The organism is Exiguobacterium sp. s130 (assembly GCF_018619055.1).
Lineage (GTDB): Bacteria > Bacillota > Bacilli > Exiguobacteriales > Exiguobacteriaceae > Exiguobacterium_A.
Genome location: NZ_JACSNI010000003.1, coordinates 221,587 through 244,081, shown reverse-complemented (window position 1 = coordinate 244,081; position 22,495 = coordinate 221,587). Strand labels below are relative to the sequence as shown.

General features: G+C 47.2%; 26 protein-coding genes and 1 riboswitch. Of the genes, 8 read left to right on the top strand and 18 right to left on the bottom strand.

Annotated features, from left to right (window positions below; genetic code table 11):
• Window positions 1-145: 145 nt before the first annotated feature.
• Window positions 146-961: an SDR family NAD(P)-dependent oxidoreductase gene (locus HZS85_RS08910; RefSeq protein WP_214855159.1), complete on the top strand. Its 816-nt coding sequence runs from the start codon at window positions 146-148 to the stop codon at window positions 959-961.
• Between the two features lie 253 nt (window positions 962-1,214).
• On the opposite strand, the gene HZS85_RS08905 is transcribed toward HZS85_RS08910, so the two are convergent.
• From HZS85_RS08905 to rnz, 7 genes are read right to left on the bottom strand one after another with little or no spacing between them, the layout of a single operon-like run.
• The gene (locus HZS85_RS08905; protein ID WP_214855157.1) at window positions 1,215-1,586 is read right to left on the bottom strand and encodes a hypothetical protein; all 372 of its coding nucleotides are present in this window, start codon (window positions 1,584-1,586) and stop codon (window positions 1,215-1,217) included.
• Between the two features lie 27 nt (window positions 1,587-1,613).
• Window positions 1,614-2,177, bottom strand: a complete 564-nt coding sequence (locus tag HZS85_RS08900) for an ECF transporter S component (protein ID WP_214855155.1) — start codon at window positions 2,175-2,177, stop codon at window positions 1,614-1,616.
• Complete coding sequence (locus tag HZS85_RS08895; protein ID WP_251137906.1) at window positions 2,174-3,127, bottom strand: ATP-binding cassette domain-containing protein; 954 nt, start codon at window positions 3,125-3,127, stop codon at window positions 2,174-2,176. The genes HZS85_RS08900 and HZS85_RS08895 overlap by 4 nt, the downstream gene beginning before the upstream one ends.
• Entirely contained in the window at window positions 3,063-3,782 is a 720-nt protein-coding gene (locus tag HZS85_RS08890; protein WP_214855154.1) for a hypothetical protein, read from the bottom strand. Before HZS85_RS08890 ends, HZS85_RS08895 begins: the two co-directional genes overlap by 65 nt.
• The gene (locus HZS85_RS08885) at window positions 3,760-4,164 is read right to left on the bottom strand and encodes a DUF4430 domain-containing protein (protein ID WP_035409014.1); all 405 of its coding nucleotides are present in this window, start codon (window positions 4,162-4,164) and stop codon (window positions 3,760-3,762) included. Before HZS85_RS08885 ends, HZS85_RS08890 begins: the two co-directional genes overlap by 23 nt.
• Window positions 4,161-5,057, bottom strand: coding sequence for a hypothetical protein (locus HZS85_RS08880; RefSeq protein ID WP_214855152.1), 897 nt, complete (start codon window positions 5,055-5,057; stop codon window positions 4,161-4,163). Before HZS85_RS08880 ends, HZS85_RS08885 begins: the two co-directional genes overlap by 4 nt.
• 3 nt (window positions 5,058-5,060) lie before the next feature.
• Window positions 5,061-5,966, bottom strand: coding sequence for a ribonuclease Z (gene rnz, locus HZS85_RS08875; RefSeq protein ID WP_214855150.1), 906 nt, complete (start codon window positions 5,964-5,966; stop codon window positions 5,061-5,063).
• A gap of 108 nt (window positions 5,967-6,074) precedes the next feature.
• On the opposite strand from rnz, the gene HZS85_RS08870 reads away from it, so the two are divergent.
• Complete coding sequence (locus HZS85_RS08870) at window positions 6,075-6,254, top strand: hypothetical protein (RefSeq protein ID WP_023467629.1); 180 nt, start codon at window positions 6,075-6,077, stop codon at window positions 6,252-6,254.
• 61 nt (window positions 6,255-6,315) lie between these two features.
• Here HZS85_RS08870 and HZS85_RS08865 read toward each other — a convergent pair whose 3' ends face one another.
• Window positions 6,316-7,440 carry a M20/M25/M40 family metallo-hydrolase gene (locus HZS85_RS08865; RefSeq protein WP_056060303.1) on the bottom strand — a complete coding sequence of 375 codons (1,125 nt, stop codon included), beginning with the start codon at window positions 7,438-7,440 and terminating at the stop codon, window positions 6,316-6,318.
• Window positions 7,441-7,671: 231 nt separating this feature from the next.
• Window positions 7,672-8,625, bottom strand: coding sequence for an aromatic acid exporter family protein (locus tag HZS85_RS08860; RefSeq protein ID WP_035409021.1), 954 nt, complete (start codon window positions 8,623-8,625; stop codon window positions 7,672-7,674).
• Between the two features lie 86 nt (window positions 8,626-8,711).
• Between HZS85_RS08860 and HZS85_RS08855 the strand changes: the two genes are divergently transcribed.
• From HZS85_RS08855 to HZS85_RS08840, 4 genes are all read left to right on the top strand, one after another.
• Window positions 8,712-9,788, top strand: a complete 1,077-nt coding sequence (locus tag HZS85_RS08855) for an N-acetylglucosaminidase (protein WP_214855148.1) — start codon at window positions 8,712-8,714, stop codon at window positions 9,786-9,788.
• Between the two features lie 57 nt (window positions 9,789-9,845).
• The gene (locus tag HZS85_RS08850; RefSeq protein WP_087679899.1) at window positions 9,846-10,781 is read left to right on the top strand and encodes a manganese-dependent inorganic pyrophosphatase; all 936 of its coding nucleotides are present in this window, start codon (window positions 9,846-9,848) and stop codon (window positions 10,779-10,781) included.
• Window positions 10,782-10,865: 84 nt separating this feature from the next.
• Window positions 10,866-11,630, top strand: coding sequence for a 2,4-dienoyl-CoA reductase (fadH, locus tag HZS85_RS08845; RefSeq protein ID WP_214855146.1), 765 nt, complete (start codon window positions 10,866-10,868; stop codon window positions 11,628-11,630).
• Window positions 11,631-11,928: 298 nt separating this feature from the next.
• Window positions 11,929-12,642, top strand: coding sequence for a ZIP family metal transporter (locus HZS85_RS08840; RefSeq protein WP_035409029.1), 714 nt, complete (start codon window positions 11,929-11,931; stop codon window positions 12,640-12,642).
• Window positions 12,643-12,705: 63 nt separating this feature from the next.
• Here the strand turns inward: HZS85_RS08840 and HZS85_RS08835 are convergent, their stop codons facing one another.
• From HZS85_RS08835 to HZS85_RS08805, 7 genes are all read right to left on the bottom strand, one after another.
• Complete coding sequence (locus HZS85_RS08835) at window positions 12,706-13,344, bottom strand: HD domain-containing protein (protein ID WP_214855144.1); 639 nt, start codon at window positions 13,342-13,344, stop codon at window positions 12,706-12,708.
• Window positions 13,326-13,862 (bottom strand): GNAT family N-acetyltransferase, encoded by a 537-nt coding sequence (locus HZS85_RS08830; RefSeq protein ID WP_035409031.1) that lies wholly within the window; start codon window positions 13,860-13,862, stop codon window positions 13,326-13,328. Before HZS85_RS08830 ends, HZS85_RS08835 begins: the two co-directional genes overlap by 19 nt.
• Before the next feature lie 65 nt (window positions 13,863-13,927).
• Window positions 13,928-14,650: an amino acid ABC transporter ATP-binding protein gene (locus HZS85_RS08825; protein ID WP_035409728.1), complete on the bottom strand. Its 723-nt coding sequence runs from the start codon at window positions 14,648-14,650 to the stop codon at window positions 13,928-13,930.
• A 13-nt stretch (window positions 14,651-14,663) separates the two neighbouring features.
• The gene (locus HZS85_RS08820; protein WP_035409731.1) at window positions 14,664-15,323 is read right to left on the bottom strand and encodes an amino acid ABC transporter permease; all 660 of its coding nucleotides are present in this window, start codon (window positions 15,321-15,323) and stop codon (window positions 14,664-14,666) included.
• A gap of 57 nt (window positions 15,324-15,380) precedes the next feature.
• Window positions 15,381-16,154, bottom strand: coding sequence for a transporter substrate-binding domain-containing protein (locus HZS85_RS08815; protein WP_035409033.1), 774 nt, complete (start codon window positions 16,152-16,154; stop codon window positions 15,381-15,383).
• 286 nt (window positions 16,155-16,440) lie between these two features.
• Window positions 16,441-16,866: a BrxA/BrxB family bacilliredoxin gene (locus HZS85_RS08810; protein WP_023467616.1), complete on the bottom strand. Its 426-nt coding sequence runs from the start codon at window positions 16,864-16,866 to the stop codon at window positions 16,441-16,443.
• Window positions 16,867-16,896: 30 nt separating this feature from the next.
• Entirely contained in the window at window positions 16,897-18,081 is a 1,185-nt protein-coding gene (locus tag HZS85_RS08805) for a class I SAM-dependent methyltransferase (RefSeq protein ID WP_214855142.1), read from the bottom strand.
• 110 nt (window positions 18,082-18,191) lie between these two features.
• Between HZS85_RS08805 and HZS85_RS08800 the strand changes: the two genes are divergently transcribed.
• Window positions 18,192-18,965: a sporulation protein gene (locus HZS85_RS08800; RefSeq protein ID WP_035409037.1), complete on the top strand. Its 774-nt coding sequence runs from the start codon at window positions 18,192-18,194 to the stop codon at window positions 18,963-18,965.
• A 201-nt stretch (window positions 18,966-19,166) separates the two neighbouring features.
• A complete protein-coding gene (locus HZS85_RS08795) occupies window positions 19,167-21,083 on the top strand; it encodes a glycoside hydrolase family 3 protein (RefSeq protein ID WP_214855140.1) in 1,917 nt (638 codons plus the stop codon).
• 30 nt (window positions 21,084-21,113) lie between these two features.
• Here the strand turns inward: HZS85_RS08795 and HZS85_RS08790 are convergent, their stop codons facing one another.
• The gene (locus HZS85_RS08790) at window positions 21,114-21,422 is read right to left on the bottom strand and encodes a hypothetical protein (protein WP_214855138.1); all 309 of its coding nucleotides are present in this window, start codon (window positions 21,420-21,422) and stop codon (window positions 21,114-21,116) included.
• Window positions 21,423-21,473: 51 nt separating this feature from the next.
• A complete protein-coding gene (gene tenA, locus HZS85_RS08785; RefSeq protein ID WP_214855136.1) occupies window positions 21,474-22,169 on the bottom strand; it encodes a thiaminase II in 696 nt (231 codons plus the stop codon).
• Between the two features lie 73 nt (window positions 22,170-22,242).
• A riboswitch (TPP riboswitch) is annotated at window positions 22,243-22,349 on the bottom strand.
• Window positions 22,350-22,495: the final 146 nt, after the last annotated feature.

Genomic DNA, 22,495 nt, shown 5'->3' with positions numbered 1-22,495 from the left:
CTGTTCCACTTCCCCTCTACTGTTCTATCATACTGGTTGAACCAGTGATAAGAAAAGTAAATGCTTATGAAACAGGATTCGCGGGAACGGTATGGAATGGTATACACTAGACTCAGATTCACGATTTCGAATGGAGGAATGTCCTATGTTACGAAAAACGGCACTGATTACCGGTGCATCGGGTGGAATCGGACTGGATCTCGCTGTTCTTGCGGCGCGAGATGGCTTCGATTGTGTACTCGTTGCCCGCAATGAGAAAAAATTGAAGGAGCTTCAACAGGTCCTTGAAAAACGCTATCAGATCAAAGTCTATGTATTCGCTGCTGATTTATCACTAAGCGACAGCGTTGATCGTCTCGTGCAATACTTAGAGGAACAAGAATTGACGGTCGATCTATTGTTCAATAATGCCGGCTTCGCCACGTCGGGACGCTTTGCGGAAATCGATCCAACAGAAGACATTAACTCGATCCAGGTCAACGTCGTCGCCTTGACGGATTTGACGAAACGTCTCTTACCAGGAATGGTTGAACGTGGCTTCGGACGCATCTTGAATGTCGCGTCGGTTGCTGCCTTCATGCCAGGACCATACATGAGTGTCTACTATGCAACGAAAGCCTATGTCCTGTCGTTCTCGGAAGCACTTGCGACAGAAGTCGACGGCTCGGGTGTTAGTGTGACTTGTCTCTGCCCAGGACCGACCGATACGAACTTCTTCGACCGGGCGAACATCACGCTACCGTTCAAGAGTATGCCGTCACACCTCGTCGCATTCGCTGGGTACCGTGGCATGCTCAAAGGACGCCGCGTCGTCGTTCCAGGTGTAAGCAACCGGGCCATGGTTTCCTTGTCCCGTCTCTTGCCACGCCGTCTCCTGACCGAAGTGACAGGTCGAATTCAAGATCCTGCTCGCCAGCAAGAATCGTCGACAGAAGAAGAACTCCTGTACGCCAATTCCTAAAAAATGAGACTGATTCAAAAGTCAGTCTCTACAAAGATAAGGGTGGCAGAATGATGATCTGCCACCCTTATCTTTTAACAAAAGAATGATGCGTCACACGCCACTCCTACAGGAAAAAGCGCATTATGCGCTGTCAGAGACAAGCAAGACCCGCTTTCCTGCTTGAATAAAGCAGGAAAACTGGCCTGTGTCTCGCCTGAGGAAAGGGCGTGAAAAGACGCATCATTCTTTTTTGAGTCAGCCCCATTTGTATTTACGCTTCATGATGACGAAAACGCCGCGTCACATAACGTTTGAAGCGATCAAATGCCATCGTATAATGATACAGATAACGAACAACGAGCGCACCCGTGATTGAGACGAGGTACCCCGTCGATAAGACGAGTAACCAGGAAACAATCGCGAGGAACCATGAACTCTCGAATCGTAAATATTGCCATTGTAATCCTTCTGATGAGGTAATCAACATGGCGCCCGGGAAAACGGAGGCAGCGAGTAAGTAACAAGCGGCGTAGCGTCCTCTAATGGTACCTTTCATCAACAAAATACTACCAAACACTAAGCCTACGCTCGAGACGATGAGTAACATGACGACATAAGCAAGCGAAATCGATGATCCCAGCATATGCCTTCCCTCCTGTTCGGTATGTTACTATTCTGTACCCCTCTTTTCATCGAATGAATGCAAAATTCGTAAAAAAATCGGAAACAATATCCAGATGAATACCGCGTTACTGAATCCATGAAGTAAGTCAAACGTTCCCCCGGTCACAAGTAATGTCAAAAAGGCTTGCCACGAGAACCCGGTTAATACCAAGAAACCGAGATTGCTCACCCATCCATATAAAAAGCCAGCAAAAAAACCATATCCGGTCAATACAATTCGGGATCGAAGAAACGGAATGAATCCTAGACTGGCAATCGTTGCATACGCCAGTGCCTGAAATAGGACGAACGGACCGCTTCCTAAAAATAAACTCGTCAATACGACGACGAGCATCCCAGAGATAGCACCGGCGATTGGATGAACGAAGACGGCTACTAATAAGACGATGGCCGTTGCCGGCTGAATGTTCGGCAAACTGGAAAACAACAAACGTCCAACGATTGCCGCTGCCGTCATGATAGCGATGAACCGTAATCGTTGATCTGTCACCTGAAGTCTCTCGAACATGACTAAAAACAGACAGACGATCAGAACCGTTACGACGATCATACGAACAACCGACTTTCTTGTAAAAAGTGCTTCGTCGGTCCATCGAAAGCCACTTCTCCGTGCACCAGATAGATGATCCGCTGTGCTGCCCGAATTAGAACTGGATCATGCGTCGCCATGACGATCAGATTCGTCGGATTCTGCTTCCACGATGCGACAAAAGCCATTCGCGCGCTGTCATCAAGTCCAGCCGTCGGTTCATCAAAGTAATAGCTGTCTTTACTCCATTCGATACCGTCCAAGAGACGTTTTTTTTGCGTCGTAAAACTACCGCTTCGATCGTCTAATGGCGCAAGCATCGGATGCGCTGGTATATAATGCATCTCTCCCGCCCGCCGAACTTTTCCGTAAAGCGGGCGCTCGACACCGAGTGCGAGACGTAGGAGCGTCGACTTTCCACTCCCATTCGCACCGACGATCGCAATCCGTTCGCCTTGATGAAATGACAATTTCCCTGTCACCAGTGCATAGCGTGTCTGCAACGGATAACGATGTTGAACGTTTTCGATTTGGTTCAGGAAACGTCCAGTTGTTTCAGCCGATTCACTTGTCAGCGAGAGGTCGGATTGGATCGTCATCGAGCAATGGATCTGACAACCAAACCGTCGTTCGATTTCTTCAAGCAATCCCATTAATCGCTTGCGTCTGACATGATCAAGAAAGAGAAACGGTTCCGACAAGAACAAGCTCTTTGGTGACGAAGACAACGCATGACCGAGTCCGACGAGCTGTTGTTCCCCAGCCGAAAGTTCACTCGACTCCGCTTCAAAAAAGGCTTCTAAGCCAAGTAAGGTCGCGAGTTCTCCGGCTCGAAACAAGGAGACGGTCGCAAGCAGGTCCCGGACACGTCCATGTAGGAGGCGCTCTGGTGTCAAGACCGATTGATCATGTTCGATTGCCTGATGTCGCAGTCGCTCTTCGCGATCGGTGTCGGTATACATGGTAGGCATCCCGGATTCCTCCTTTTGTAAATAATAGCGCTATAGGCAAAATCATGGCCGGAATGATTGCCCATGGTGTCAGGCAAAGAGCCAATCCTGTCGCAAGTAATAAGCCAATCTGAACATCACGTCGCGTGATCGGTCTTAAGCGAGACGGCACCGCTTCAATCGGTACGATATGATAGGTCGCCATCCGTTCCAGACGAATGCCAAGCGACGCATCAGGATGACTCATCTTAACCTCCGGCCAAGTCCGTAAAAACGAGGGGATTAGTGCCAGGACCATACCCGTCAATCGTGTTAGTCGGGGTAGGAAACGAAACAACGGTCCCATCTGATCAAGTCGAACTAACGTGAAGATCCATTGACTTGAGGTGACGAATAATGTCACCTGGATCGTCGTTTCATATATGGCAAACGAATCAATGCTTGCTCCATATAGGAGTGGTACACACATCATGACGGCATAGAGAGCAGGAAGTAAGAGATATCGAAAAATAGTCCGCTCTTGAACGAATAAGAACAAGAGTAGATGATAGACCATGATGATCGTTTGATCGTGTGTGAGGACGAATGGAATCGTAATCATCCCGATGAAAAAGAGAGCGACGTTCACTGGGTGAAGTCGCTCCCGTTCTGGTTTACTCAAAATAAGCCATTGCATCTTTTTCAAACCGCCATTCGAGACGGTCTCCTTTTTTCAGTTCATAACTCCCGGCACCGACTTCCCCGGGTTTTCCGTTGACACCGAAGACCCAGCCACTCCCTGCTCCAGCTGACTTTTCACGAATCCCATCGACTGCCGTTACATATGCCATCTCACCTTTACCTGTTTTAACGACATCAAGCGTTGTATCTTCAAGCGCATCCAGTGCTGTATCTTTTTTATTTAAACACACGTCTTTATCGAATAATGTCTTATCCTTGACGTGATCCACGACCGACACCTTGACTTCGGTCTCACAAGACGCTGTTTGTTGTTCCTCTTTTGCTTCTGCGCAACCGGCAAGTAACACGATACTTGCAGCAAATAACCATTTTTTCATCGTACGACTCCTTTTCGCCTTGAGGTCTCAAAGCTGTAATTGTATAACAGAATAGTTTTGTCTCGTAATGATTGACCGTCAGACCGCAGATAGGTCAGGCGAATCGCATTCGCTAAGACATCGTCCCCTGTATTAACATACGGAATAAGTTTTCCTTTGTCATCAATCAAAAATACTGTCGCATCCTGCAGACTAAACGTTTCGTAGAGCCCATCGAGATCCATCTCGACATAGGGAGTTTTGGAATCATGTAAAATCTCATGCATCGAGAGTTTTCGTAACGTCTCAAACGATTGGTTCGCATCAATCAGTTTTTGATAATACGATATCAATGATTTCGTTGCCAACTCTTCACGTGGTCGATAGGAAATCGTTCCGGTCAACTCTTGATAACTGACATCATAACGAATGAACCGTTTCGGAGTTTGGACGAGCATCTCAAACGAAGCATTCCGTAGATTCCCGCCTCGATCGAACATTAGCTGGCTTTGTTCCAACCGTAATCCGTCTTCTCCTACACGGCGTTCGACTTGTGCGAGAAAGCTATCGAACGAATCATCCGTGATGGTCACGCGACCAATCTGTTGAGTTTCTTCCCGCAACGTTCCGGCATCAAACGGTCCGAGGAAAAGTTGAAACAGGAAGAACAAGAACCCGAATAATGCCATGTATCGTTTATAACGTGAATTCTTTTTCGGATGCAACACGATCAAAAAGATGATGATGCCGAGCGGTAATTGAATATCATAGACTGGAAACGACACGGCGCCGAGACACGCATAAAAAATGAACTTCATATACAAGTATGTTTCTTTTTCCGTTCGCCGTTCAAGTAAAAACGCTAAGCCACTAGCAGCCAGTAAAAAGAGTGCCCATAAAATGAGAAAGTCCATCTTTTACCCTTTGACCGGAACGACCCGGTGATCAAACATAAGATGGCTGTTTGCAAATACTTCTCGTGCCTCTTGTTCCAGTACTTCTTCTTGATCGACATAACGCGCAGATACGTGCGTCAAGAGGAGCTTTTTTACCTGCGCCGTATCCGCGATGACAGCTGCCTGTCGAGCGGTCGAGTGACCGAAGCGTCCCGCATGTTCGACTTCTCGATCGGCAAACGTCGCTTCATGGACTAATACATCGACATCTCGCGCGAGTTCTATCGACGCCGCGCACGGCATCGTATCGCCAAGAACCGCTAGCTTGACACCTGGTTTGGGAGATTCTAAAAAGTCAGACGATGCGTAGACCGTGCCATCGAATTCAAAGGTTTCTTCCAGTGTGATTCGGCGATAGAGTGGACCGGAAGGAACTCCAAGCGCCTTCAGTGCATCAACACGTAATGCCCCACGCTCTTCTGGTCCTTCTAGGCGGTACCCGAACGCCGGAAAACGGTGCTCAAGTGACCGCACCGTCACGCGGAAACCATCTTGTTCGTATGTTTGACCATCTTCGACTTCAACGATCTGGAGTGGATAACGTAAATATGTTCCTGTAATCCTTAATGTCGCATCCATCCATTCCTTAATCCCTATCGGTCCATAGATCGTTAGCGGTGTCGTTCCTTCTAAGGCAGCTCGTGTACTGATAAATCCTGGTAATCCAAAAATATGATCCCCATGTAAATGGGTGATGAAGATCGCGTTGACTTTTCGTGGTTTAATCGGACTGTGTAAGATTTGATGTTGCGTAGCCTCTCCACAATCGAACAACCAAGTCATTTTGGGGTGTAACAAGGCAATCGAAGTAACGTTCCGTTGTTTTGACGGCATACCGGCTCCTGTCCCTAAAAAATAAAATTCCATCTTTTTCCCCTTTTCGTAAAATTAGCATTTTTTATACACAAAATACACCTTTCGTCTGTTGAAGCATGGTAAACTGTACCTATTCAGATTTGGAAGGTGGGTTTTTCCATGACTAAAATTGAACGGACATATGCCCGGATCGTCCGGGAAGCCCGTAAACTAAACGAAAGTTATCGGCAAAAATACGGAAAGTCGATTCAAATCGATGAAATCGCTTCGACCTTATTATGTACAGAAGAACTCGTTTTAGAGTCTATGGAATATGTGGATCGTCCTCAAGTAGTTTAATCGTACAATGATAAAGAGTGTATCGCAATGTCGCGATACACTCTTTTTGTGTTCCATCAGCTTATTTGTTCGTGATGTAATCGACTAACGTCACACAAAGTTCCGCTGTTTTGACGAGTTCTTCGATTGGCATCTTCTCATTCGTCGTATGGATATCTTCATATCCGACCGCCAAGTTGACCGTTGGAATACCGAAACCAGCGATGACATTGGCATCTGATCCGCCACCAGAATGCAAGAGACGTGGTGTACGTCCAAGTTGTGTGATGGCTGCTTTTGCGACTTCGACAACTTGATCTCCATCTTCGAACTTGAAGCCTGGGTACATGACTTTGACCTCCACTTCGGCACGACCACCGAGTTCTGCCGCTGCTTCTTCAAACGCCGCTTTCATCTTCTCAGTCTGCGCTTCCATCTTCGGAGCAACAAGTGAACGTGCTTCCGCGAAAATTTCTACATAATCACAAACGATGTTCGTTGATGGACCGCCACCGCTGAACCGTCCGATGTTAGCTGTCGTCTCTTCATCAATCCGACCGAGTGGCATCTTCGCGATGGCTTTTGAAGCAATCGTAATCGCCGAGACCCCTTTTTCTGGTGCAACACCAGCGTGAGCTGTTTTTCCAAAAATCTTCGCATTGACTTTTGCTTGGGTTGGAGCAGCAGTGATGATGTCCCCTACTTTTCCGTCTGAATCGAGTGCGAAACCGTAATCCGCATCAATTTTCGATGAATCAAGGACCATCGCCCCAACAAGTCCAGATTCTTCACCGACTGTAATGACGAACTGGATTTTTCCGTGTGGTTGTTTTGTCTCATTGAGTACATGAACGAGTTCAATTAGTGAAGCAAGTCCCGTTTTATCATCTGCTCCAAGAATCGTCGTGCCGTCCGTCTTGACATAACCGTCCTCGATGATTGGTTTGATTCCTTGACCCGGGAATACTGTATCCATATGGGAAGTGAAATAAATTTTATCGACCCCGTCTTTTGTTGCCGGAAGCGTGACGATCAAGTTATTTCCTTTGTGTTCCGTCTTAGACGAAGCGTCATCCTCAAAAACGTCACATCCGAGATCCTCAAACGTTTTTTTCAAGTGAGCACAAATCCGTGCTTCCTCTTTTGATTCCGAATCGATCTGGACAAGCTCTAAAAACGTATCCAATACGCGTTGTTCATTGACCATGACAAAAACCTCCTCTAATATAATTCAATCCAATAGCGCTTTATTAGTATACCATCCTGACAGCCATTTGCACTTCTGAAAGGTTGTTTGTACAATGGCAGTAATCAGTCGATATGAGAGAGGAGGACATGACGATATGGCAAGACCATCGAAACAACAACGGATCATTAAATGGACGACGATCGGAATCTTAGCGATTTTCCTACTCGGAACATTCGCTTCAACGATGTTTTATTTCTTTTGATTGACGTAGCGTTGTTTGAGACGCAAATATTGCTCTGCTTCCTGCAGCATATGCAACAAGGCAGAGCGGACCTCGAACTCTTCCCGCGTGACGGGTAAGGCAGAGGCACGAAAACGCGTCAATAGCGCTTCTAGTTCTAAAATGTATACCATTGCGTCGGCTTCAGGTCGGACATTGTCGCCAATCGTCCGAAAGAAGGCGGCGACTTTTTTTCCTTCTTCGACGACGAGAACAAGTTCCTCGGCATGATGGACGATACCGCGCAGTAACTCGAATTGTTGTTCGCGCATCCGGAAATAGGCATAGTCCTCATCATCATTACGTCGACCGATCGCATTCCCCATCCGTTTTAAGGCAGCATCTTTTCCCTCATGTAACAGACGTTCCGTCTCGTCAAGCGTCAACGCATGATGATTGACTCGCCCTGTCTCGATCGCGGCCGCGACTTCATAGAATAAGGACGCGATCCGTTGATCAATCTTTTCCCGTCGGTCGTCGATCAATAGATCGAGACTTGGCATGTACATGTTGACAAGCATTCCGACACCGACACCAATGCCGAGCAATAAGGATTCGTTCAACAGGATATGTGCGTTGAGCTGACGTTCCGTATACAAATGTGTCAGTATGACGACACTCGTGATGAAACCGTCCTGAAGTCGGAGGCGTTGAACGGATGGAAGGAATAAAATGAAATAGATCAATAACGTAACCGGACGATAGCCGATGACTTCGAACAGAATGAATCCAAGTACGATGGCAAGTAATGACGCCATGATCCGTTCGTAGGACGACCGAAACGTCTTCTTTCGTGTCGATTGGATACTCAAGATCGCAATGATCGCAGCGAAGACGTAATAATCGAGCTTGAGTCGCTCCGCGATCCACATCGCGAGCGCGGCAGCGACCGCTGTCTTCAGCGTTCGATAACCGATTTGCATCAGGTTCACCTCCCTTTTGTTTTTCTTTGTTAGACTACCTACGTTGGACACGAATGTCCATTGCTTTTTAAAGGACGTGATTTTCTTTGACGACACGCACTATCCGTCCTGGTCGCCCCGTGCGCCGGACTAGCTCACTGAAAGGGTTACTCTTCTTTTTCCTCATCGGCATTCTCTTGTTCTTTTGGCTTCGTGAGGAACCGAAGACAGTTTTATCCCCACCGGCTCCTTATACAGCTGAGCGCTATGAGAAAGGTACAATCAACGAACAAGACTTTCAAACGTTCGCCGAGGCAAAGGAGTATGCGGGTCAGCGTGGTGCGGTAAAACGTTCATCGGACGACCGCTACGTCTATCTCGGTGGACAAGGTACCGGGATCGTCGATGATCGCGGTATTCTGTCGATTCATCATGACGCCGATTTAAAGAAACGGCTTACCTACGTCGCTTCCGGCACACGCGTCCAATTGCTTCAGTTCGGTGAACAGACGAGTCGCATCAGCGTCGCAGGCGCAACTGGTTATGTCCCAACGGATCGCTTACGTCCGTTCCCAGCAGAACGTGTCTCGAATCCGTCGTACTATCAGACGAAGGGAAATCGACTCCTTCACTACATCGTTGCTGACGGTGGACTTGGTGGATTGATTGTCGCTGGTGAAGCGACGAACGCGACGTCTCGGACGAGCAAATACGTCGAATCGAAGACACTGACACGTGATTTGACGAAACCGACGCGCCTGAGTGCCAAACAACTCGATGCGTTCATCAAGGAGCAAGCGCCGGACAGCCCCTTGGTCGGGAAAGGAAAAGTCTTTAAATCCGTTGAAAAGAAATACCGGGTCAACGCGGCCTACCTGCTTGCACACGCCATTCACGAATCCGACTATGGACGGTCTGAGATTGCCCGCGAAAAAAATAATCTATTCGGCGTCAATGCGACGGATTCTGCCCCGGGAGAAGATGCGACTGCTTATAAATCCTTGACGGATTCAATCGAGCAGACCGGCCGATTCATCGCAAAAGACTATCTTGATCGGGATGGACGTTATTTCCGCGGGGCTTACCTCGGGAACAAACAAAAAGGAATGAATGTCTTTTACGCGTCAGACCCCTTCTGGAGCGAAAAAATCGCTGGTATCCTAGTGAAAATGAACGCTTTCTAAATCCGAGATATGATACACTATAGGGCGAGACAACAATCATTGAGGAGTGAACACGTCATGGAAAAAGTTTTAGTATTTGGTCATAAAAATCCTGATACCGATACGATCACATCGGCAATCGCTTATGCAGAATTAAAGAAAGCGCTCGGTGTCAATGCCGAAGCAATCCGCCTCGGTGAGATGAATGATGAAACGTTATTCGCGCTCGATACGTTCAAAGTTTCAGCACCACGTCTAGTGACAGAGGTCGCGACAGAAGCGTCACACGTCATCTTAGTCGACCACAACGAACGTCAACAAAGTGCGAACGATATCGACGCTGTTACCGTAACAGAAGTCATCGACCATCACCGAATCGCAAACTTCGAGACATCGGATCCTGTCTATTACCGGGCAGAACCAGTCGGTTGTACAGCAACGATCCTGAACAAGCTCTACAAAGAGCATGGTGTTGCAATCAAACCAGAAATCGCTGGTCTGATGCTATCAGCGATCATTTCTGACTCGCTTCTGTTCAAATCACCGACTTGCACAGAGCAAGATATCATCGCAGCGCGTGAACTCGCAGAAATCGCCGGTGTCGATGCGAACGTCTACGGTCTTGAGATGCTCAAAGCTGGAGCTGATCTCTCGAAGAAAACTGTTCCTGAATTGATCGCACTTGACGCAAAAGAATTCACGATGGGAACACTCAAAGTCGAAATCGCTCAAGTCAACACGGTCGATACAGCTGAAGTCTTGCTTCGCCAAGAAGAACTCGAAACAGCGATCAACGAAGTCATCCTTGCAAAAGGTCTTGATTTGTTCGTCTTTATCGTCACGGATATCTTGACGAACAACTCAGTCGGACTCGTCCTCGGGAAAGAAGCGAATCTCGTCGAACGTGCTTATGGTCTTGAAGCGACGAACAACCTCGTCTACCTCGAAGGTGTCGTTTCACGTAAGAAACAAGTCGTTCCTGTTTTAACAGATACAGCTCTTGCAACACAATAAGTAAAAAAAGAAGGAGTTCGCTCCTTCTTTTTTGAATAAAGAATATGAATGGCTGTTCATTCATTACATAAAGGAGGAAGCAATATGACACAAACGATCATGGTGACGGGTGGAACGAACGGAATGGGGAAAGCGATGGCGCTCGCCTTAAAGGAAGCTGGCTGGAATGTCGTCGTCACAGGACGTGACGCAGAACGCTTGCGACTGATGGATGAAGCATTGGAACAGATTCAAGGCGAGCATCTGACGATTCAGATGGATGTCCGTGACGCGGACGCTTGTCTTGCTGCTGTCAAGCAAGCACGCGAACGGTTCGGTCGTCTCGAGGCATTGATCAACAATGCTGCCGGGAACTTCATCTGTCCGACCGACGAATTATCGCCGAATGGATGGAAGACGGTCATCGATATCGTCCTCAACGGGACATTTAACTGCTGTCACGCTCTTGTCAAGGGTTGGCAGGAAGATCAAGTCGCTGGCGGTCAAATCGTCAATATCGTCGCTTCTTATGCATGGCAGGCCGGCGCTGGTGTCGCTCCGAGTGCTGCTGCAAAAGCCGGCGTGCTGAACTTGACGCGGACGCTTGCCGTCGAATGGGGCTATAAATATCAAGCCCGTGTCAACGCGATCAGTCCGGGACCGATCGAACGAACGGGTGGTGCCGATAAACTCGCTTTATCACCAGAACACGCGGAACGAATTCGCCGCAACGTCCCACTCGGTCGATTCGGAACACCGGAAGAGATCGCGACGCTCGCAACCTGGATGGTATCAGATCAAGCCCGCTACTTGAACGGAGAATGCATCGCTCTTGACGGTGGTCATTGGTTAAATAAACAACCATTCTGATGATTGAGATTTAATCACTTAAGAAGTCGTTCTCCACAAAGATAAGAATGACGCGTTTCACGCCACTCCTACAGGAAAAAGCGCATTTTTGCGCTGTCAGAGACGAACAAGATCTGCTTTCCTGCTTGAATGAAGCAGGAAAACTAGCTTGTGTCTCGCCTGAGGAAAGAGCGTGAAAAAACGCGGCATTCTTTTTTGGAGTCAGCCCCTTACATTCGTCTCGAACTATTTTTCTTTCTTTTCGTTATGTTTATGAATTATATAGAACAGGTAGAAAGTACAAGAAGGAGGCGATCATATGTGGGGTGCGTTCGGTTGGGGTGCGTTAGCAGGTGGCGCCGTTGTCATTGGCGCCTTGTTTGGACTGTACTTACCCTTAAAACAACGACTAATCGGTTACATCATGTCGTTTGGAACAGGAATCTTGATTGGAGCAGCGACATTTGAGTTGCTCGATGAGGCATTAAAGAAATCAACAACGTTCGTCGTCGCGATTTCCTTTATCGTCGGGGCACTTGTCTTTACGGGCTTTGACTTGTTCGTCTCGTCACGCGGTGCGAGTAAACGGAAACGCTCGTCTGGTGGGAATGAAGGCACGGGGACGGCGATTTTCTTTGGGACGATTCTTGATGCCATCCCGGAATCGATCATGATCGGTGCCAGTCTGTTATCTGGAAATGTCAGCGCGGCACTCGTCGCGGCAATTTTCGTCAGTAACATCCCGGAAGGTTTATCGAGTACGACGGGGTTACGAAAAGATGGCTTTTCGAAGAAAAAAGTCTTGCTGATGTGGGGAGTCGTCTGGTTGATCTCTGCCCTCGCCTCACTCGCCGGCTATACGGTTCTCGCAGAACTACCAGACATGCAGTTCGCCATGATCGGCGGCTTCGCAAGTGGTGGGATCATCGCGATGCTCGCTTCGACGATGATGCCGGAAGCTCACGAGGAAGGCGGTGCGATCGTTGGTCTGTTCGCAGCACTTGGGTTAATTACTGCCATCATCCTTAGTTAAATACAACATAAGGCGTGTTGTCTGGAAAACGAACCGGACAACACGCCTTATGTGTTAAACAATTTAAAACTCACCTGTTCCTCCCGTAACCCCCTCCCATTCCTCCTTAAAACGAGCCACGAACTCTTCCATGTAGCGATGCCGTTCCTCCGCTAAATGATGGGCCGTCTTCGTATTCATTAAATCTTTTAGTCGGAATAACTTTTCTTCAAAATGATTCAGGGCACTTGTCTCGCCTGTTCGATCACCCGGCTTTCGTGCTGTTAGTCCTGGCACATGCATTGGCTCCCCGAACCGACCAGCGAACTGAAACGTTCGCGCAATCCCGATTGCGCCGATCGCATCGAGACGGTCGGCGTCTTGGACGACTTGTCCTTCGATCGTTCGCATTGGAGGACGTGTGCCATCTTTATAGGACAGGCTCGTGATAATGTTTAAAATCTGTTCCTGTTCCTCCTCTGTCACCTTTCCTTGCAAAAAGGTGGCGACCGTCTCTGCCGTTCCCCCGAGTTTGCTATCTGCTACGTCATGAAGTAAGGCTGCTAATTCGATGATCCGGGTATTCCCGCCTTCCTGTTTTGCAATATGTAACGCTAAACGGCGAACTCGTTCAATGTGAGCATAATCATGACCTGAAAAGTCCGTCGCATGAAACGACCGGACGAACGCTTCCGTTTCTTGAATCATTGTCGACCCCTCCATTCTGGTTCAAGTAATCCATACAGTAACATGTCATGCCGCTCTCCGTCTCGTCGTAAAAAAGCACGGTATCTTCCTTCCTGCACGAACCCAAGTCGCTCGTATAATTTAATTGCACGCAAATTATAATCAAAGACCGTCAATTGAATCCGGTACAGATTCAGCTCCAAGAAGGCGTATTCGAGGATCGTCTGTAGCGCATCCGTCGCATACCCTTGCCCTTCACAATCCGGATCGATGCCGATCATCAACCACGCCGTTCCGTGTGTCGGTAAAATATCTTCTAATGCAACGACTCCAATCATCCGTTCATCTTCAAAGTTCCGGATCGCAAATCGAAACGTCTCCGGTGCATCCGTCGCCATCATCTTTTCAATCTTATCCATGGATAAATGACGATATGGCGTTGCACTAAAATGACGGGCGAATGTCGCATCGTCAAGCAATCGTTGCATCACTTCGGTATCTTCCGGTTGAAAACGTGTCAGACGAGTATGATGACCTTCCAGCAGTTTTTTCATTCTTATCCCCCTCTATATTAAAAATCGAAAAACGCTAACCCCTTTTCAGAGTTAGCGTACTGTGATCATAAAACTTTTTCGAGGAATTTTTTCGCTCGGTCCGTCTTCGGATTGTCGAAGAGTTCGACTGGTGAACCTTCTTCCATTAAAATTCCTTCATCGAGGAACAAGACACGATCGGCGACTTCTTTTGCGAAGCCCATCTCGTGCGTCACGATGACCATCGTCATTCCACTCTCAGCAAGCTGCTTCATGACGTCTAGCACTTCGTTGACCATCTCTGGGTCAAGGGCTGATGTCGGTTCATCGAACAGCATGACGTTCGGTTCCATCGCAAGTGCGCGGGCGATCGCGACCCGTTGTTTTTGTCCACCTGACAACTGATTCGGGTAATTATCGCGTTTTTCCGCTAAACCGACACGTTCCAGTAACGTCTCCGCTCGTTTAATCGCCTCGTCCTTTGAAATCCCGAGGACGTTGATTGGTGCGTACGTCAGATTATCAAGGACAGACTTATGCGGGAACAAGTTGAACTGTTGGAAAACCATGCCGATGTTCTGACGTGCTTTCGAGATGTTCGCCTTTGGTTTTGTCAGTTCAAAACCATCGACGATGATCGTCCCACTCGTTGGTTGTTCAAGTAAATTGATACATCGTAGAAATGTTGATTTACCAGATCCCGACGGTCCGATGACAGCGACGACTTCACCGCGTGTAACCGTCGTCGATATACCTTTTAATACTTCTAATTTTCCGAACTGCTTATGCAAATCGGTGACTTGGATCATAGGTTCCATCTGATTACCCACTCTTTCTCATAGCTTTTTCGACTTGTTGGCCTATCAAGCTCAATCCCATGACAAGAACAAAATATACGAATCCGGCAAACAATAACGGTTCGAAATAGATTGCCTTTTCTCCTCCGACGATTTGCGCCCGGCGCATGACATCAAGCACGCCGACCGTCGAGACAAGCGCCGACTCCTTCGTCAACGTGATCAATTCGTTCATGATCGCTGGGAGGATATTTTTAAAGGCTTGCGGCAAAATGATCGAACGCAGTTGTTTGAAATACGAAATACCGAGCGCATCTGCAGCTTCCCATTGTCCACGATCAACAGCCTGAATCCCTGCCCGAATGATTTCCGAAATATACGCTCCGGAGTTCAAAGAGAAGGCGATGATTGCTGATTGGTATCCTGTCGTGACATATCCAGTTAGTTGCGGTAATCCGAAGTGAACGATTGCCAGTTGCAAAATCAGTGGTGTACCCCGGAAAATCGCTGTGTAGGCATGACCGATAAAACGGAGGATTCGACTTTTTGTGATTTTTAGTGCCGCGACGACGATTCCGATCAGCATCCCGGCAATGGCTGCTACGATGACGACTTGGAAGAGGACCGGAATGCCCTCGAGAATATATGGAATTGAATCTTGAATCTTTGTAAAGTCTATCATAATCAATCTCCTAACGTCGCACAAAAGGGATGAAGTTACCCCCACCCCCATGCACTTGACTTATTTTGCTTCTTTTTGGAACCACTCTTCTGCTAATTTATCGATTTCACCACTGTCGATCATTTTCTTCAGCTCTTTGTTGAAATCGTCACGCATCTTATCCCCTTTTTTGAAGGCGATTGCTGAACCAGCTGGACCATCTTCTTTAATCTGGTACGTTTTCAGGGAGGCATCTTGATCCATGTATTTGACGGCGACTGCATCCTCGATAATGAGGGCATCGATCCGACCTGTATTCAATTCTTGAATGATTTCTGGAATTTTGTTCAATGGAACCGTTTCGCTGTCTTTAAAGCGGTCTTTCGCGAGTCCCTCTTGAATCGAACCAAGCTGGACACCGATTTTTTTACCTTTGAGTTCATCTTCTGAACTGATCGCTTTATCCTTCGTCATGACTAAGTTTTTCGATTCGAAGTAAATGTCCGTGAAGTCAGCATTTTTCTTCCGTTCTTCCGTTGGTGTCATGCCCGCCATGACGAAATCCACACGACCTGAGCTAAGCGCACCAAGTAGACTACCGAATTCCATATCTTCGATTTTTAATTTATATCCAAGATTTTTCGTAACTTCTTTGGCGATCGCAACGTCGAAGCCGACGATGTCTTCTCCTTTTTTCGTATCGATGTATTCAAATGGGAAGTAATCCGCTGATGTTCCCATCGTCAATACTTTATCATCCTTACTTGATCCACCTGTTGATTCTTCCGACGCGCCACATGCTGCCATTGTGACTGCCAGAATGCCTGCCATTGCCGTTGCTAATAATTTTTTCATTCGAGATTTCCCCTTCCAACGCTCAATTGTCAGAACTTTAACAATAGTATGACTTATGTGTATGTCCAATTCAATACCGAAAAGCCTGACCTGTTCTATTGCTTTTAGGATATACGAATATTTATTCACTGTAAAGCATAAATATATAAATTTTTTGACTTTCTATTCATAAATCATGCATAAATGACTGTTTATACAATTTTGCAAACGTTTTCAAATTTAAAATTTATTATTTTAGTCTTATGAATACACAAAAAAAGACTCCTTTTTCAGGAGTCTTCTTCGCTTAGGCGTAGATTTCAATTAATGATTCAAGTTTCTCGACGACTTCTTCCGCCGTGAACGATTCGATGTCGAAGCGCTCGACCATCGAGAGGATGTTTCCATCTTGCATTAACGCAAATGATGGAGATGAAGGTGGATAACCTTCGAAATATTCACGCGCACGGTCTGTCGCTTCGCGATCTTGTCCAGCGAATACTGTGACGAAATGATCGGGCTTGATGCCCTCTTTCCGATTGACGTACGCTGCTGCAGGACGGGCGATCCCGCCAGCACATCCACAAACAGAATTGACAAGGACAAGTGTCAGACCTTCCCGTTTCATTGCTTCATCCACGCTCTCTGGCGTCGTTAATTCTTCAAATCCAGCAGCTTGCGCTTCTTTGCGGGCTGTTTGGACGACATCTTCAAAATACATTTGGAAATCCATCGTATTGCCTCCTTTGATTCGTTCTCCTTCTTATTGTACGAGTTTCGGTGAAATCTGTCCAAGTCTGCCGCTTAATTCATTTTCTAAAAATGGTCGTGCCTGCAACAGATCACGGAATGCGATGTACCGGTCGATTTTTTCTTCCGTTGGTCGCTTGTTTTGTTTGTACGCACGGATCAAGATGTTCTTCGGTGTGTGCTCAAGATCGATGAATTCAAGCAATTGCGCTTCATATCCTACAAGCGTCAATAACTCGGCACGAATCGAGTCCGTCGCAAGTGATGCGAATTTTTCTTTGATCAGTCCGTGCTGGAGCATGACATCAAGCGGAGCGCAGTCCAATTGACGGTTCAGTTCCTTTTGACAACACGGTACACTTAGGATGACTGATGCATTCCAGTCGACAGCTCGCGCGAGTGCGACGTCCGTCGCAACATCACAAGCGTGAAGCGTCACCATCAGGTCGACTTCCGTCTCCCCTGTATAATCATGAACGTCTCCGACGCGGAATGTCAGATCGGTATAATCCAGATCACGTGCAATTTGCGTACATTCTTCGATAACTTCTTTCTTTAAATCAAGACCTGTCACTTCAAGGTCGAATCCTTTGACGACTTTTAAATAATGGTAGAGAGCGAACGTCAAATACGATTTCCCGCAACCAAAGTCTAAAATCCGCAGTTTTTTTCCTGTTGGTAAGGCGGCGATGCTATCCTCGACGAATTCAAGGAAGCGATTGATTTGCTTGAACTTATCGTACTTCTGTTTTTTGACTTGCCCCGCTTCCGTCATCACACCTAGACGAATCAGAAACGGAACCGGTACACCGTCTTCTAATAGATAGGTTTTTTTTCGGTCATGCGACAAGAGTGCTTTCATTGGTTCCTTTTGGGATGTCTTGATCGCGACTTTCATCTTTTTCGAGAGCTGGAACTGCCATTCTTCTTTTTCAAAACGGAAGAGGAATTGCCGGAATTCCGTGAACCAGTCATCGAGTCGACCGATGAAATCCTCCACTAAAATATTTTCATGCTTCATGACGCGTTCAAATTGAAACTCAACCTGCATCATCACCGTATCTCTTAATAGAATCGGTTTTACCTTGATTCGTCGGAGATCATTGGATTTTTGACGCGGATTGCTCATCGTTGCATGGATCAGTACTCCTTGCGTGATTTTCGAAGCAAGGTTCGCTTTTAATTCATGTAGTTCCACTAGTCGTCCCGTCCTTTTCTAATGTTCTTTCGAAACTGTAGCAAATTCGTACCTGTTCGACAAGTTTACACGCTTCATCATTCGTACGTAATCAAAAGGAGGAATGCATCATGTTCAAAAAAATTCTCTCACAAATCGGAATCGGTGCTGCAACGGTCGACACACGGTTGACGGATGATCGCTGTGAACCAGGCGGTCAAATCCACGGTGTCGTCCATATCAAAGGTGGAAACGTCGATCAAGAAATTGACCGGATTTATCTTGAATTCAACACGCAGTACAAACAAGAAGTCAATGATAGTACGACGTTTACGACCTTTACGCTCGACCGGTTTGCCTTAAATGAAGCGAAGTTCACGATCGAAGCGGGTGTCGAGCGGGAAATTCCATTCACATTACGTGTGCCACTAAATACGCCACTCTCCGTCAGCCAATCGAAATCATGGATCGAGACCGGACTTGACATCGCACAATCCGTTGATCCGTCGGACCGTGACGCTGTCATCGTCGAAGCAAACCGTTATCAAACGACGGTCTTAGATGCCATGGAGTCACTTGGCTTCCGGTTAAAGAAAGCCGATACAGAAAAATTACCTGGACGATTCCGTAAAGATTTACCGATTGCTCAGGAACTTGAATACTCAGCACGCAATACACACTACGCTCATAAACTGGATGAGATCGAAATCATCATGCTCCAAGACAGCTCAGGGATTGATTTAATCGTCCAAGTCGATCGTCGTGCGCATAGTCTCGGATCATTGTTCAGTGAAATGGCTGGAGCGGATGAGTCGATGATCAAACTCCGCCTATCCAATAGTGAACTGCAGGATCAGTCATTTGTCGAACGCCAGCTGACAAACATCGTGGAGCGCTATAGCTGATCGATCGAATGACTAAAAAGTGATTCCTCTTCAAGGGGAGTCATTTTTTTTTTCAAATCGGAATGCACAAAAACATTATTAAAACTTATTTGCTAATGTAATCGTTTTCAAATAAAATATTGTTTTAAAACAAGCACCTTGCTATACTGTCCGTATTGAAAAGTATTCCAGTCGTGGTTTGACTAGAGGAGGATGTACATCATGAAAAGGATTGGGCAATTCACGTTAACAGCAGGACTCGCAGCAGTACTCGTCTCAAGTAGTTTGCCTGTCATGGCAGAGGCAGGATCTTCAGCAGATCGGATCAGTCAAAAAATCGACATGATGACACTCGAACAAAAAATCGGACAGATGATCATGCCGGACTTCCGGCAGTGGAATGGCAGTAACCATACGTCGCTTGCTCCGGAAGTCGCGAACATCATCGACCGCTATGATTTAGGTGGCGTCATCTTGTTTGCTGAGAACGTCAGTGAAACCGAACAGACGACAAAACTCGTTCATGATCTGCAAGAAGTCGTCAAACAAGATGACAGCAACGATATTCCGCTCTTTGTCACGATCGACCAAGAAGGTGGCATCGTCACTCGGCTCGGAACAGGAACGAACTTACCCGGCAATATGGCGTTAGGTGCGACCCGTAGTAGCGCGTATGCCAATGATGCCGGTCATATCATCGGTTCCGAACTGCATGCGCTTGGCATCAATGTCAACTTCGGTCCGGTTCTTGACGTCAACAGTAACCCTGGAAATCCCGTCATCGGTGTTCGCTCGTTCTCAAGTGACCCGGAGCTCGTCGGAACGCTCGGTTCCGCTTTGATGAAGGGTATTCAAACTGAAGGCGTCGCAGCGACCGCGAAACACTTCCCGGGTCACGGCGATACCGCGATCGATTCCCATTATGGCTTGCCGGTTGTCGACCGGTCCCTGGAGGAGCTGGAACAAGTCGAGCTCGTCCCGTTCAAGCGAGCCATCGCCGAAGACATCGATATGATCATGACAGGACACATCGGAATGCCGCAAATCGAGTCTGAAGTCGTCACGTCAAAAAACGGCACTTTCCCTTTACCTGCGACATTGTCGGATGACGTCATCACGGGCGTACTGCGCGAAAAACTCGGCTACGATGGCATCGTCATCACGGATGCTTTGAATATGCAGGCGATCGCCGACAATTTTACGGAATCAGAAGCCGTTCTGAAAACATTTGACGCCGGTGTCGACATCGCGCTCATGCCGACGATTCTTCGTTCCGAGCAGGATGTCACAAAACTCGACCAGATTTTTAAGGACGTGATTGCGGCAGTCAAAGACGGACGTCTGTCAGAGGAACGGATTGATCAATCGGTCGAGCGGATCCTGACGCTGAAGGCAGAACGCGGAATATGGAATGGCACGACGGATACGACATCCTTAGCTGATAAACTCGCGCAAGCGAACCAAATCGTCGGTAGTCCCGAACATAAAGCAAAAGAACGCGCGATGACGGAAGCCGCGGTCACACTCCTGAAAAATGATCAGCGGACGTTACCCTTCAAGCCGAAAAAGAATGCAAACGTTCTTGTGATCGCCCCTGCGACGGATCAAACGGACAGCATGAAAAAGACGATTGCTTCCCTGCCTAAGAACCGGAACTGGCACGTAACGACAGCGAATTACTCGGCTACTACGCTACCGCTCGACCAAAACCCGACACTACGGGCACAACTCGATGCAGCAGATTACATCATCGTTGGTTCAAACGTCAATACGAGTGCCAAACTACTGCCTACTGCACCAGAGCAAGCGATTCCAGCTTCAATCTTCCGGTATGCGAAACAAACAAATACACCATCCGCCTTGCTTAGCCTCCGTAATCCATACGATGTCGCCGTTCAACCGGACGCACCGGCACACGTCCTCGTCTATGGTTTTAAAGGGGATCCGAACGGACCGGACTCTGAAGCAGGCAATCTGAAATCAGCGGGACCGAACCTCCCTGCTGGTATTCGAGCAATTTTCGGAACGTTCAAACCGCAAGGCACTTTACCGGTTGATGTGCCGGTCTTTCAGAACGGTGTCTTTACCGATCAACTGCATCTCGAATTCGGTGATGGCTTTAAAAACTGGAAAAAATGAGAACATGATACACAAAAGACCGAGCCCCCTTTAAAGGATGCCTCGGTCTTTTAATGCTTGATACGGATATTCCGCTTCTTCTTTCGCACGATGGTAGACGCGGTAAAGTGAGTAGATCAGCAGTCCATAAATGACAATCATTATGACAGTCGAAATGAAGCTACCGACGCTAAATTCAAACTTGAACGTCACCTTCAAATTCCAGATGGTAGCATATGTGCCATACATCGTCACTAAAAGGGGGATGATATATCCAGCAAATCTAACGTTCGCTTTTCCAAGCATACGTTGTACAACGTAGGCAACGATAATGATCAGCAAAATGATAAAGATTTCCATTTTGATCCCTACTCTCACTATGATATATACCTAATTCTACCATCTATTCGTTTAAGAAGATACCGTCCGTGCTGGAATCGTCTCGTAAATCGACGTAAACGTTTCTTCCGTCCATCCCATATGCCAAAATAGCAACTCATAATAACAGCTCGTCACGAAATGCCGTTTCATCCGCTCTCGTTCAGCCGAGCTTGCTTGTTCCGCCAACGCATCAAGCCGTGCAATCTGTTCAAAGACGACCTTTTTGAACCATTCCGAACTATATGTGTCGATCCATTGCTGATAGATTTTTTCATCCGGTGTACACGTCAATAATTGTTGTCCAACTTCATAATACAACCAGTAACATGGCAAGATGGCAGCAATCGTCTCACCAAGCGTCCCTTCACTCGCATGATGCATGTGGGAGACGTAAGCATATGCTGTCGGTGCCGGTTCAAATGCTTCAAGATCTGCTTCCGTAATACCGAGCGGCTCAAAAAATGATTGATGTAAGCTCAACTCTGCCTCGTAAGTCGAAGTAGCATGCTCGGCAAGTGTCGCGATCGTCGCGAAGTCGTCTGCTTTTGACGCTGCCTTCGCTTGAATCTTCGCAAAGTGTTTTAAATAATAGGCATCCTGCATGACGTAATGCCGAAATTTCGAGAGCGGTAACGTTCCCTCGCCGATTCCTTGTACGAATGGGTGGGTAAAACTACTATCCCAATACGCTTGTGCCGCTTGTTTGATTTCTTGTGTGAATGTCATGATCTCATCCTCCTCGTTTAGTATGATACGAAAAAACACCACCCCGAAACACACGGGCATGGCGCAAGAAGAACAAGACTTGACGCCACTTCCCTCCGTAAGTACGAACTTAATCAGGTTCAAAGGGTCCGAACGTCTTCGTTCGTCTCAGTCGGTCTACCGACTCCCCTAGTGGTCATTATTCGATTCAAATTCACTATAGCATGCTGAAAATGGAAGTCAAGTTGTCCTCTTTTCGCTATACTATGGAGTGTCAGAAGACGGATGCCGTCTCCATCTACAGACCGATTCCGAACTTCTTTCGTTCTCGTACACTAATTTTAGTA